Raw genomic sequence first — 13884 nt, 5'->3', positions numbered from 1 at the left:
AATAATACCTTGGATGAATACGAACGAGAAAAAAAAGATTGCGATATTAGGTTCCACGGGATCTATCGGGACGCAGGCCTTGCAAGTCATCGAGGAACATTCCGATTTGTATGAGGCGTATGTACTGACGGCAAACAACCGGGTGGAGCTGTTGATAGAACAGGCACGCCGTTTCATGCCCGAAGCGGTAGTCATTGCCAATGAGGACAAGTATGAGGTGCTGCGAGATGCGTTGGCCGACTTGCCCGTTAAAGTGTATGCCGGGGCGGATGCGCTTTGCCAGATTGTGCAGGAAAGACCGGTGGACGTGGTGCTGACGGCCATGGTGGGATTTGCAGGATTGAAGCCGACCATCAGTGCCATAAAGGCCGGTAAGGCCATAGCTTTAGCCAATAAGGAAACATTGGTCGTGGCCGGAGAATTGATTAACCGTCTGGCAAATGATTACCATGCAGACATCATTCCGGTGGATTCGGAACATTCCGCCATTTTCCAATGTCTGGCTGGTGAGGTAAGCCCTGTGGAGAAGATTATCCTTACAGCTTCGGGCGGTCCTTTCCGCACGTTTTCCCGTGAACAGTTGGCTATGGTGACCAAAGCCCAGGCTTTGAAACATCCGAATTGGTCGATGGGGGCGAAAATTACCATCGACTCCGCGTCGATGATGAACAAGGGCTTTGAAGTGATAGAGGCCAAATGGTTGTTTGGCGTCGAGCCGGGACAGATACAGGTGGTGGTACATCCACAGTCTATCGTGCACAGTGCCGTGCAGTTTGCCGACGGGGCGGTCAAGGCTCAGTTGGGAGTGCCGGACATGCGTGTGCCCATACAATATGCTTTCTCTTATCCGTTGCGTTTGCAGAGTTCATTCGAAAGGTTGGACTTGTTCCGGATAGGTACGCTTACTTTCGAGGAGCCGGACACCTGTCGTTTCCGGAATCTGGCTTTGGCGTATGAAGCCTTGTACGAGGGTGGGAACATGCCTTGCATTGTCAATGCGGCTAACGAAGTTGTCAACCGTGCCTTTTTGGAGGATCGTATCGGTTTCTTGCAGATGAGCGATGTGATAGCCAATACGATGCGGGAAGCTTCTTTCATAAAGGAACCCACGTACGAGGATTATTTGCAGACAGATGCCGAGGCACGCCGGATTGCGGCAGAGTACGTCGGGGCATGTTAAACAAAAACAAAACAAACACAATATTACATGGATGCAACATTGATTAAAGCCCTCCAGTTGGTGCTCTCGCTTTCGATTCTCGTAGTGCTTCACGAGGGGGGACATTTCTTTTTCTCCAAACTCTTCCGCGTGAAAGTGGAGAAGTTTTTTCTTTTTTTCGATCCTTATTTCCACTTATTTAGTACGAAAGACAAATGGTTTACCCGTTTGTTTCCCAAGTGCAAGGACAATGAGACCGAGTACGGTGTCGGTTGGCTTCCCTTTGGAGGCTATGTGAAGATTGCCGGCATGATAGACGAAAGCATGGACACCGAGCAGATGAAAAAACCGGTGCAGCCGTGGGAGTTCCGTGCCAAACCGGCGTGGCAACGCCTGCTCATTATGATTGGAGGCGTAGTAGTCAATTTCCTTTTGGCTTTGTTCATTTACACCATGATTCTTTTCCATTGGGGCGAACAGTATGTTCCGGCCAAGGATATGACGATGGGATATCAGTTCAACGAACAAGCGGAACGGTTAGGTTTCCGTGACGGGGATGTCTTGTTGGCGGTGGACGGTGAAGAAATCCGGAAATGGGACGGTTCCGTTTACCGTGCCGTATCGGAAGCCCGTGAAGTGACTGTGTTGCGTGGGGGCAAGGAAGCAAACTTGACAATGCCGGAAGATATGAACATGTTGGAGATGCTCAAGTCCAATCCGCCGTTCATGGTTCCTTTCATTCCCTCGGTCATAGATTCTGTTCTTCCTTCCTCTCCGGTGTATGAAGCCGGAATCCGTAGTGGTGACCGCATCGTGGCGATGGATGGGAAGCCGGTGGCTACGTGGAGCGACTTTGACGAAATTATGAGAGCACGCATGGAACCTTTGATGGCCGAAAGCCCGTCCCATGAGGATAGCGTGCGTCTCAGTCGCCTGTCTGTGGTTTACCAGTCGAAAGATGGCACTCGTACGGATACCGTTACATTGGAACTTGGGGCGGATTACAAATTAGGATTGTTGAAACAAACCCTTTCGGCATATTATAAACCAATAAAGGTTGACTATGGTTTCTGGGCCAGTATTCCGGCCGGTGTTTCCCATGGGATAGATGTACTTTCCGGATATGTAAGCGACTTGAAGTACTTATTTACGGCCGACGGAGCGAAAAGTGTGGGCAGTTTCATCACTATCGGGAGCATTTTCCCTGCTACGTGGGACTGGCTGACGTTTTGGGAAACCACAGCTTTCCTGAGCCTGATGCTGGCCTTCATGAACATCCTGCCCATTCCGGCGTTGGACGGTGGTCACGTGCTGTTCCTCGTTGCCGAGATGATTCTTCGCCGCCCGCCTAGCGACAAGTTCCTCGAACGTGCCCAAGTGGTAGGTATGGCTTTGATCATGGGTCTTATGGTGTTGGCTTGTTATAATGATATTGTGAGGTTCTTATTGTAACATCTTTGTCGTATCTGATACAACGTTCCGGTAAATTCTTGATTTAGGTCAAGAATTTACCGGAATTCATTTCTAAATGATTATTCATCCTTGCGGGATAAACGTCCTGTTTGTATCTTTGTATCACGAAAAAGAGATTAATAGGTAATTGTTTTAAGGTAAAGATACGCGTTAGGTTACGGTTTGTTTAAGGTAAAAAGATTATTTTTTCAGATGGATACATATATATGGCACGTGTTGTTTGCTTGTCTGGTGGCGGCTGCGCTTTGCATAGGCACGTTGGTGGTGACGGTCAGGCACGGACATTTATAATGATAAGATGGAGAGAAAGAAGATGGAAAGAGAAATGCCGAAAGATCCGATGATGTTGATGAGTTTCATCAATATGAAGTTGCGTGATTTTTATCCGACGCTCGATGCTTTATGCGATGATATGGACGTGGACCGTCAGGAATTGGAAGGCAAGATGGCCGAAGCCGGTTTGGAATATAATGCGGCAGCCAATAAGTTCTGGTAACACACAAACACAATCAATTATAGTAGACGTCCCCTTCTTGCCGCAACGGCTATGAAGGGGACGTTGTTTCCTTATGATGTAAAAAGTGGGTAGTGGCTCAATCTTGTTCCTTATTGCCCGTGTCTCGCTTGTTCTCAAGCATGTCCACTTCAATCTTGCGCAGATAAAATTTGACTTTGGCTCCCAGTTCGTCAAAACGTTGTTTGAGATGGAATACTTCCGTGCGTTGCCGGTAATATTCGGCATTATTTCCCCGTCGTTTTTCTGTTTCCAGTTTTTTCAGTATTTCCTGTTCTGCCATCAAGGTGCTGTCCATTATGGCCAACGTATCTTGTGCCGCAAGGAGTTCGATGCTGTCCATTACGATAATGCCGGTGGCGCGGGCTTTAAAGGCCGTAGGGAAAGTTTCACGCATGGCCAGAATACTGTCTTTGGCAGCTACGTAGTTTCCTTCTGTCATTAAGGTACGCGCGGCATCGATCATACGGCCTGCGTATTCTTCTTCCTTATCTTCTTGGCCTGTACAGGAACAGGCGATAACAGGAAGCAATAAGGTGTATAATGCTTTTCTCATAGGCTTTTTGTCACAGAGTTCGTTTTACAAAAGTACCATTTTTTGAGGGAATAATTCAAACCGATGCGCAAAAAATCGTATTTTTGCAATTATTTTATGGTATTTTTGAAGAATGAGGAATTTGACGAAGGAAGATTTGCGACATTTGTTGGACAAAAAGATATTCCATCAAATATCGGAAGTGGCTGATGAGCAGGGTGTGGAATGCTATGTCGTAGGCGGTTATGTGCGTGATCTTTTTCTGGAGCGTCCTTCGCAGGACATCGATGTCGTGACGGTGGGGAGCGGCATAGCTTTGGCAAAGGCCCTGGCCGGCAGGTTAGGGCGAGGTGCACGCCTGAGTGTGTTCAGCAATTTCGGTACGGCACAAGTCAAGTTCCGGGGGATGGAGGTGGAGTTCGTGGGAGCACGGAAGGAGAGTTACAGCCATGACTCGCGCAAGCCGGTGGTGGAAGACGGGACGTTGGAAGACGACCAGAACCGCCGTGATTTCACGATTAACGCGTTGGCCGTATGTTTGAACCGTGAACGGTTCGGGGAACTGGTCGACCCGTTCGACGGCGTGTGGGACATGGAAGACCGCCTCATCCGTACGCCGCTCGACCCCGACATCACTTTCAGCGACGACCCGCTGCGCATGATGCGTTGTGTGCGTTTTGCCACCCAACTGAATTTTTATATAGACGAAGAGACGTTCGAGGCACTGGAACGGAACCGGGAACGGATAAAGATTGTCTCCCGCGAGCGTATTGCCGATGAATTGAACAAGATAATGATGACCCCTACGCCTTCGAAGGGTTTCGTGGAGTTGGCCCGGTGCGGCTTGTTGCCTCTCATTTTTCCTGAGTTGGCAGCTATGGAGGGGGTGGAAAAGGTAAAAGGACGTGCGCATAAGGACAATTTCTACCACACGCTTGAAGTGCTCGATAATATTTGCCGGCACACGGATAATTTGTGGTTGCGTTGGGCGGCCCTCTTGCACGACATCGGCAAACCGCGTACGAAACGTTTTGACCCTGTGGCGGGGTGGACTTTCCACAACCATAACTTTATCGGTTCCAAGATGGTGCCGGACATTTTCCGGAAGATGAAGCTGCCGATGAACGAGAAGATGAAATATGTGCAAAAGATGGTGGAGCTGCACATGCGCCCCATTGTCATTGCCGATGAGGAAGTGACAGATTCTGCCGTGCGTCGCTTGTTGTTCGAAGCCGGTGATGACATCGAGGACTTGATGACACTTTGCGAGGCTGATATTACCTCGAAGAACGCCCAACGTAAACAACGTTTCTTAGACAATTTCAAATTGGTACGCCGCAAGTTGGTGGATTTGGAGGAGCGCGATCGCGTGCGCAACTTCCAGCCTCCGGTTTCGGGAGAGGAGATTATGGCGGTGTTCGGACTGCCTCCTTGCCGTGAAGTCGGTAGCCTGAAGAGTGCAATTAAGGATGCGATTCTCGACGGTGTGGTGCCGAACGAGCACGATGCGGCATACGAGTTCATGCTCCGTCGGGCGGTAAAGATGGGACTTAAACCGGTTGGCACTTCAGAAATAGGAGGAGCACCTTCTGCATCGGTAAAGGAAGAAGTTTGACAGCCGGAGGAGACTGTGGCTTCTTTTGCCATGGGTGGCCGCTTTCTTTTTAATTAACTGTGATACAGTTGGGTAGATAGTTAGTTCTCGAACGGAAGAGAATGACGTTTCGTTCTGCGCCAAACGAAAAATCAATCTCAGCCAAACGATTTCTCATTCTCAGCCGAATGAAATTCCGTTCTCAGGAGATTTTCATTTGGGGCGGAGGGACGATGAAAATCATATACATGTGAAACAAAGTTCTTGGACGGGAAACCAACAATGCGGCGGAGCCGGATGCTTTCCTGCCCCGCCGTATCGTTGGTAGGTTGAGGGCTTATCTTGTCAGCGAGAACCGCAGGCTGAACCCGAAATCCTGCGTGATGGTGGGATAAGCGTTGGACGAGAGCAACGGTTGGTTGCGTTGGCGGTCGTAGTAGAGGCTCAATGTGACGTAACGGCTCATCGTGTAGTCCGCACTGAACGAGGCTTTGATGGCTTTGTTGCCGCTTGTAGCTTCCGACAGCGAAGTCTGTATGTTGCGCGTAATGGCATCTTGGTTGCGGAACGAGAAGTCGAAACGCAGGTTCAGGTCGTGGCTGATGACTCGGCTGTTTTTTGCCGAAGTCCCGCTCTTGCGGGTATTGTTCCGGTTGTTGGCCGCGTTCGTTTGTTTGTTGTTGCTTCCCCTCCCGGCTTTCTTGCGTCGGCCTCCAAAGAGGGACGAGAACTTGAAATCATTGATTTTATAGCCCCATCCGATGACGAAGTCGTTGCTGCACGCCTCATTCAACTGCGCTGCGGTCATACTCAGGGTGAGTACGCGTGTCTTGCGGTATTCCACCTTGAAAGTCATGTTGTTGTTCAACGTCATGTCCAATCCGGCCAAAGGCGAGAAGGCTTCGTTGATGGATACGGAACTGATGTCGTACATGCTGCTTGGGATGATGGCATTGTCCGTGGTGTTTTGTATGAATCCTAAGTCGCCCATGTACTCCATCCAACTGCTGTACGTATTGTAAGCCCCCACGGAGTAGATGCTCTTGTAAGAGTGGTTCAGGGTTACGCTCTTGAAATGGTCCCGTATCCAAGGCAGGTAGGCCAGGCCTTTGTAGGATACGGTCCAGTTGGGCAGCATGCGTGCCAGGCTCGGGAAAATGTCCAACGGGGAGTTGATGTCACCTCCCCCGGTGTAAGCGGCCAGGAAAGCCGGTATCATTACGTCGGACGAATACTTGTCTACCGTACCGTTGGCAGGGTCGAACTTGCCCTGTAACCCGGTGGCAGCCGGATAGGTGGCATTGGCGTAGCGGGCTTCCACACGGCTTTGGAACGTGTTGAGGTATTGTTGGAAACGGGCGAATGTCTTGCTGCTGTATCCGTTTCCGGCATCGCCCCGGCTTTCGAAGGCCGATTTGATGGAAATGGTGGTCATCGTGAAGCTGCCGCTTTGCGTGGTGGGCATGCCCGCATACATATATTGTATGCTCTTGTTGCTGTTCACCGTACGGCTGGCGTTCAAGTCAATCTTCAAGTCCGGGATAGGTTCCAACGTGGCTTTAATCTGGAGATCCTCCATGGCGTTGGTGGTGGCCGGCGTGCTGATGCTGTCATTGTTGAGCAGCCAGCCCCGTTCGTTGGCCTTGTCGATATAGCTTTCGCCAGTGAAACCGAAGGCAAAGTCCAATCCCGGTTGCATGCCGCCGCCCGTGCGTTGCCCGAGCATGTCGCCCACGTTGGGCAGGAACCCGGGTAAGGACATGGCAAACGTGTTACGGTAGCTGACACTGACGTTGCGCACCATCATCAGGAAGCGTGTAGCTCCTTGTAAGTAGGGGTACCAGGGCTTTTCCCTGGCCGGTGTCTTGGCTATGACGTTGACACGCAGTTTTACGGAGTCCATGTTCAGGATGCGAATCTTGTTCTTGTCCAGTTTCTTGAACTTGATCGGGTAGCGGTGTCCGGCAGCGGTTACGGCGGTGACGCGTATGCGGCGGCTTTTTTGGTTGTGCGCCAGTTCCACGGTCGTGTCGGGCTTCAGGGTGATTTCACCGGCGAATCCCTTGAACTTCGGGTTTTTCACCTTGGCGTTGGCCGTGCCTTTGGCATTGTCTGCCGGTTTGCTGCCCGGTTTGTCCTTCCCGTCTTTGTTTTGCCCGTCTTTTCCCTTGGCGGCAGCTTCCTTCTCTTTTTCTTTTTGTGCCTTGGCCTTCTCCCGTTCACGGTTGCTTTTGTCCTTGGCTTTCTTTCGTTCGCTAGCCGAGAATTTCTTGTTGACCTCTTTCAGGAAAGAAGAGAAATTATACAGCGTTTCCAGGTTGAAGCGCCCGTTTATCGTAGCCGAACGTTGGTTGTTGATGGTGTTGCCGTAGGAAGTCCCGTCTTCCAGTTCCATGCCGCGTTCCCAGGAATAGTTGGCCGTGTAGTTCCCGTCAAGCGAAATCCACGAGAAGCACGGGATTTTCTCCAAAGGCACTTTGTAGGAGGCCGTAAAGTCCTGTTGGTAGTCAAGCGGCGTACCGAAACCCTTGATGCTGTGCCATACGGAATCTTTCCATGCGTGGTATTGGTCGGCGTAGAGGTCCTTGTTGACCGGAACGTTCGGTTCTTCGATTTCCGCATGGGTGGCGGAATTGAACGAGAAATGAAGGTTTTTGGTCAAATCCCATTTCAGGCTGAAATCACGGTTCCACAGGAATTCTTTGGAGAAGGAGAGAGGGAGCGACGTTGGGTCTTCCAGATTCTCGATGTCCCGTTCCTGGTACTCGTAATAGTTGCGCAGGATGTTCGTGTTGAAGCTGATGTTTTGCGGCAAGTAGTTAAAGTTCTGGTCGCGGATGATGTCCCACCATTTGCTCTTGCTTTTAATCATCTTCTTGAACGGCTCGAAAGGCTTGTATTCGGGAGAATAGTTGTAGTTGAACGCTCCGTTCCAGTTCTTTTCCGTTTCCCAAGCCGTGGTTTCGCCCGTTTTGTTAGACTCGCTGTGCGAATAGCTGAACGAGAAGTTGGCAGGGTCGTAGGGCATGGGGTGTTTGGGCGTGGCGATGTTGAATTTCACGTTGCTCAGGCTGAAGTTCTTGTTCGTGGTTTCCGTGGTAGTCAGGCTTCGCAGCGAGTCCTTTTCGTGTTCCGTGGTGCAAGCGTCGAGGGCGTCTTCCAACAACATGTCCGTGTCGAGCGGATTGTATTTCGGTTTGACGACCTCTTTGTTGAACGAATAGTAAATGGGAGCCGTGAAGCGTACTTTCTCCGGCAGCAGCTTGCCCAGTTCAAAACTGGTCGTGATGCTGTAATTGTACATGTCCTCCTGGTTGCGTTCGCTCACTTTGTCTTCTATGCCTCCGAATCCGGCAGTTTCCATGTGCCCGGTCAGGTTGACGGAGCCGAGGTCGGAGAATTGGACGTTCAAGGAGCCTTGTGCTGCCCATCCGCCGTCGTTGCTGTATTCCTGCAGGCGAAGCTCGTTGGCCCATACTTCCACCGACTTGGTTTCGCGGGCATTGTTGCGCACGCCTATCATGATGGTCTTCACTTCTCCCAAGGTAGGGTTACCCATGACGCTTACCTTGTTGTTCGGCCTGTTGTCGTCGTAGACGGAGAAGAGTGTGGTCAGGTTGGTGTTGCCGAGGCTCTTTTCGCGGTTGCGTGCCTGTTTTACTTTGGTAAACACCGAGAGGTCGATGTCCAACATGTTCTCTTCGGGCCACACGGCACGGCACTGGTCGGCGGAGTAAGTGTCGTACCGTCCGGCAGCCGTCAGCTTCAAGGGAATTTCGTATTCGTAGAAATTGTTCTTGTAGTCCGAACCGAGGCGGATAAAGACACTGGTCTGGTTGTCTTCCGTTTCGGTTACGTTCTCGGCCAACGCGTTAGCATGTACGAACATTTGGAGGTGTTTATACTGGCGCATGTCCAAGTTGGTATTCTTGTACACGGCACGGGCGTCTCCTGTGGCCAAGTTGCGGACCGTCAGCAAGAGGGCCTGTTCGTTGTCTTCTGCCAGTTGGCTTTGTGAGGGATCCACTACGCGGCTGATGCCCGGAGGGAGTACGTAGTTCACCGGTGTCTTGTCGTTGTTTTCTTCAATGTTGACGGCCGATATTTCCAAGCTTCCGGTCGTGGAGGGCATTTCTCCTGCATAAAGGGCCTGTTCGTAGGAACGCCATTCGGCTTTCACCAGGTCCAACGTGGCGAAACGCAGGATGACGGGCTGTTCGAAACCGGTCAGGAACATGCGCATGAACCGTATGCTCGTAAAGTCGTTGATGTTGCCCACTTTCTTTTGGTATTCGGTAAGCGGTACGCGGAACTGGTACCAGTTCACCTCTTCCGTGTTGCCGTTGCGGAGCTTGACGCTCGCCGTGCGTTTGTCCACGATATAGTTTTGTCCCACGACGAAGCTCTCCGGACGGATGCTGATTTTGTATTGGTAATATTTCTCGTACTCGTTCAACGTGTAGTCCTGGTTGATGTCTTCCACGTCGGGCGTGGTCTTGTATGAAGTGTCATACGATTCGTTCGCATTTTCGTTCGACCGCGAGTTGCCTTCCGGCAGGTTGATGTACTTGTAACGGTCGAGGATGCTGCGTTGTTGGGCATCGTAGTCCGACCCCCGGAAGTAATGGTAATCGTCTCCGGCCGGGTCGTTCATCAGCGAATCGTACACTTGCGGGCTTACTTTCCCTTGTACGGCCATGAGGAACTCGCGGTAGGCACCGAACGTGCGTTCTTCTTCGCTGTTGAGTCCGTTCAACCCGATGTCCTGCCGCTCGCGCGCTCCGGACTCGTTGTTGAAGGCGTAGACCACGCTGGTGGTGTTGGGCACGCGTCCCCACGCTGTTTCCGTATAGTAACTGGAGTTCCCGTCGATGGGCATTCCGCTTTCGAAGAATTTCTTCCCGTCGTGGAGGATGTCCTCGCTCACTTCGCCTAAGTTCAGATAGAAGTCCCCCCCGTAATCGCCGCCCTTGTCACGGGTGTAGATGAACGGGTCGAGCAACCAGAATTCCACGTATTCGATGTTGGCCGTCTCGAAATCGTTGGTATCCAATTTACGCATCATGCCGCCCCAACGGGTTTTGGGGTTGGTGAGCCGTCCGTTGTAGTCCAGATTCGGATCTAAGTTGTAGGCTCCCCGTTCGGTAGGGTAGAATGCGAGGTTCATGACCGGGAGCGAAGCAGCCGAGTTGTAACTGGTCTGCGTCTTGTTGGGATAGAGTTCCCGTTCGTACACTTCGCGCACATAGTGGTTGGAAAGTTGGTTCAAGTCGCTCTTGATATGGGCGGGCGTGAGCGAGGAGCTTTGGCGCGTGAAAAGCGGATCCACGGTGTACCAACTCAGCAGGGCGCGGTTGTATCCTCCGCGCACGTCATTGACGAGCTTACTTTCTTCAAAGTCGGAGGGCACGCTGGAAATCATCCAGTTGGTGGGCTGCATCACGCTGATGCCGTTTTTCGTGTTCTCGAAGTCATCGATGTAGGAAGCCGACCCCTGTATCTTCTTGTTTTGCCCGGCAATGAGTTGGGCGAACTCCCCGGTAAAGCTGATTTGCGAAGGCTCTGTCACATCGATGAGCGGTATTTTGTCTATCAGGTTGGTCAGCCATTGGCTTTCTTTTTTCCACGAGAGGTTGACACCCCACAGGGTGTTTTTCAAAGGTTCTTCTCCCATGTTTACTTTTGTGGTGAGCGGCTGTTCGTTCAGGAACATGAACGTCCCACCGAAAGTGAAGTCCTTGCTCACGTCGTATTGCAAGTTGAATCCTACGAGCGTTTTGCGCTGCATGCCGTAGTTGTCGTTGCTTTCAAAGTCCACGCTCACGTTCGTACCTGCGTCGATGATGCTTTGGTTGATGATGGTCACCACGCCCATGGAGTAATCCACCGTGTAGTCTTGGTTCTCCACCAACGTTACCCCGCCGGCCGTGACGGTCACGGAGCCTTGTGGCACGTTCATGGCTCCGAGGCTGATTTCGGCACCGTTGTTTCCCTTGTACTCTCCGGAGAGCAGGAATTTGTTCTTTTCCGCTATCTGCTTGGCCATGGTCTTGGTGGAGTCGTACAATGCGTCGAAACAATACTTCTCGGCCAAGGCCTCATCGTTCAAATATTTACGCAGGTGGCTTCCGAAAGGTTCGGTCACGGGGAAATAGATGCGCCCTTTGTTGATGGTGTATCCCTCCACGTAGTCGAACTGTCCGTTGGGGTTCGGACGGTTGTTGGCATCCAAGCGGTCTAAGTTCATTACTCTTAAAAGTTTGGTGCTTTTGAACTTGGCTTCGGGAATGTAGGACACGTACACCCCGGCGGAGTCGCTTTGGTATTGGATGTCCAGCTTGAACTTCTCCTTTTGCGTGCTTGTGGCTCCCAAGCTGTACACGTTTTTCATCATCAAGTCCCAGTTGCCCATCTGCGGTGTGTTCGAGGTGTTCTTCAGGGCCTTGACGAACAAGGCTTGGGTATTGTCGGTCAGGTCGGCCGAGAATTCGCCCACTTGGTAGGTTGTGCCGTTATAAGTGTATTCGAAGGCTACGGCCAGGACTTCGTCCGGTTGCAGGGTAAAGTTGAGCGACACGTAGCCCAATGAATTGTTTACGGTGTATTCCGAAGAAGACAACAGGCGTGCGCTTTGCAGCTTTTCATAGTCCACGCTGCCTTCAAAGCCCGCGATGGCGTCCAAGTCGCTCGATGTCTGGCTGATGTCGCGTGCGGCGGCATGCTGCGTGGTCATGGTCGAATAGAGGGTGTTGGCGGCATTGGCGGCCACTTGCACGTTGCCTTTGCTCCAAATCGGGTTGGAGATATGGTCATGTTCGCCCAGGTCGGTGAAGGCCACGATGTTACGGTTGCTTTCATAGCTTCCCGATTTGTTCGTCACCCAAAGTTCGATGCGTTTGATGGTCACGCCGGACATGACGGTGGGCAGTTTGCTCATGTTCTGGTCATAATGTTCACGGAAGAAGTGGGCGAGGAAAAAATGCCGGTTCTCTTCGTATTCCGTGGCCGAGAACTCATAATTGTGCGTTTGTGTGCCGCCCTTGGACGACACGCTTTTCGAGGCCGATTTCTTTTGGGAAACGACCGTTTGCAGTTTCAGTTTGCCGAATTGCAGGTCAGCCCGCAGGCCGAACAGCGAGGAAGCGCCTTTGATGAGCGAGGAATTGGTGGGAAGCGAGACGTTACCCCCTTCTATCAACTTGATGATTTCGTCTTCCTTGCCTTCGTAGCGCAGTTTCATGCTTTGTGCGTCGAAGTCGAACGTGGCATCGGTGTTGTAGTTCAGGTTCATGTTGATTTTGTCGCCCACGCTGCCGTTCATGCTCATGTTGATTTTCTCTTCGAAATCGAATCCGAAGGTTTTCCGGCGGTTTTCCGATAGGCTTGGGTTATCTGTCTTCTTCAGGTTGCCCCCGATTTTCAGTTCGGCGGAACCTTGGGTCTTGATGCGTACGCCGCCGGGGCCGAATATTTTCTCAGCCGGTCCCAGGTCGAATTGCATGTCCGTGAAGTCGAATTTGTTTTTGCCCTCGTTTTCGAAAGCTTCGCTGTTCTTTTGCCGGTAGTAGTTCTGTAAGGACTTTTTTAGGCTCCATTCCTGATATTCTTCCGGCGACATCAGGAGAGGGGCGTTCAGGTAACTGTCGCCCACTTTGGTACCGATGGTGTAATTGCCTGTCGCCGGGTCGTAAACGGTATCTGTTTTCAGGTTGTCCGGGTCTTTCAGGTCGAGGCTCCGTTTTTTCAGGTCGTCTTCGTCGCGGGGCACCGTCCGCTTCACGCTGAAACGTGGCCGGATGGTGTCCGGTTCGGCCGGAGCCGGGGTCTCGTTCCGGGGTATATGCAAGAAAGCGGCACCTCCCATGTCCGCCAGTGCGTTGGCACTGATGGCCAAAAGGATGAGGTAGAGCCACTTTTGTAGGTTTCTTTTCATGCTGTTCCGTTGGGCTATGAAGCTTTCGGCTTCCTATAATCTTTTGAGGGCAAGTTTGATGACACGCTCCACGGCGGCTTCCGGTTCTTCTTTCAGGATGGCCAATGCGACCTTTTGCGAGGGGGCGGGCGGGAAGCCCAACATGGTGAGGGCGGCCACGGCCTCTTCCAGTATTTCGGAATGTCCGGTTGCCATGGTCGCGGAAATGCCGGGGGAGGCTGTCCCTTCGATTTCCACCGATGCGATTTTGTCTTTCAGGTCCACGATGATGCGTTGGGCGGTTTTCAGCCCGATGCCTTTCACGGTTTTGAGCAACTTGTCGTTGCCGGAACTGATGACGTTGACCAATTCTGCCGGTGTGAGGGCGGAAAGAATCATGCGTGCCGTATTGCCCCCGATGCCCGATACGCTGATGAGCAGTAGGAAGAGGGCACGTTCCTGGCGGGTGGAAAAACCGTAAAGCACGTAAGCGTCTTCGCGGATGGCTTCGTAAACATATAGTTTGGCTTCCTGCTTGCCTTGCAGGGCGGAAAATGTATTCAAAGAGATGTTGAGGCCGTATCCCACGCCGTGGCAATCCACGACGGCGGTGGCCGGAGTGAGTTCGGCAATCTGGCCCTTCACGTATTCTATCATGTCTTTTTTTGCTAAATATACTTTAAGAAAACGTGTCCGT

The 13884-nt window shown here is 51.7% G+C and carries 7 protein-coding genes; 4 read left to right on the top strand and 3 right to left on the bottom strand.

Annotation, left to right across the window (positions count from 1 at the left end):
• Window positions 1-13 precede the first annotated feature (13 nt).
• The 3 genes from E0E47_RS08025 to E0E47_RS08010 all read left to right on the top strand — a co-directional run bounded on the left by E0E47_RS08025 (window position 14) and on the right by E0E47_RS08010 (window position 3128).
• The gene (locus tag E0E47_RS08025; RefSeq protein ID WP_130893400.1) at window positions 14-1180 is read left to right on the top strand and encodes a 1-deoxy-D-xylulose-5-phosphate reductoisomerase; all 1167 of its coding nucleotides are present in this window, start codon (window positions 14-16) and stop codon (window positions 1178-1180) included.
• Window positions 1181-1207: 27 nt separating this feature from the next.
• Window positions 1208-2611: an RIP metalloprotease RseP gene (gene rseP / locus E0E47_RS08020; protein WP_008625725.1), complete on the top strand. Its 1404-nt coding sequence runs from the start codon at window positions 1208-1210 to the stop codon at window positions 2609-2611.
• 334 nt (window positions 2612-2945) lie between these two features.
• A complete protein-coding gene (locus tag E0E47_RS08010; RefSeq protein ID WP_040602592.1) occupies window positions 2946-3128 on the top strand; it encodes a DUF4250 domain-containing protein in 183 nt (60 codons plus the stop codon).
• Between the two features lie 97 nt (window positions 3129-3225).
• Here E0E47_RS08010 and E0E47_RS08005 read toward each other — a convergent pair whose 3' ends face one another.
• The gene (locus tag E0E47_RS08005) at window positions 3226-3702 is read right to left on the bottom strand and encodes a hypothetical protein (protein WP_008625722.1); all 477 of its coding nucleotides are present in this window, start codon (window positions 3700-3702) and stop codon (window positions 3226-3228) included.
• Between the two features lie 112 nt (window positions 3703-3814).
• Here E0E47_RS08005 and E0E47_RS08000 point away from each other — a divergent pair, with 112 nt between their 5' ends.
• Window positions 3815-5296, top strand: a complete 1482-nt coding sequence (locus tag E0E47_RS08000) for a CCA tRNA nucleotidyltransferase (RefSeq protein ID WP_008625721.1) — start codon at window positions 3815-3817, stop codon at window positions 5294-5296.
• A 316-nt stretch (window positions 5297-5612) separates the two neighbouring features.
• On the opposite strand, the gene sov is transcribed toward E0E47_RS08000, so the two are convergent.
• The gene (sov, locus tag E0E47_RS07995; RefSeq protein ID WP_477623099.1) at window positions 5613-13139 is read right to left on the bottom strand and encodes a T9SS outer membrane translocon Sov/SprA; all 7527 of its coding nucleotides are present in this window, start codon (window positions 13137-13139) and stop codon (window positions 5613-5615) included.
• Between the two features lie 102 nt (window positions 13140-13241).
• Complete coding sequence (gene ruvA, locus E0E47_RS07990) at window positions 13242-13844, bottom strand: Holliday junction branch migration protein RuvA (protein WP_130893398.1); 603 nt, start codon at window positions 13842-13844, stop codon at window positions 13242-13244.
• Window positions 13845-13884 lie beyond the last annotated feature (40 nt).

Source organism: Paraprevotella xylaniphila YIT 11841 (assembly GCF_900683745.1).
Classification (GTDB): Bacteria; Bacteroidota; Bacteroidia; order Bacteroidales; family Bacteroidaceae; genus Paraprevotella; species Paraprevotella xylaniphila.
This window is presented reverse-complemented; position numbering and strand designations above follow the sequence as displayed.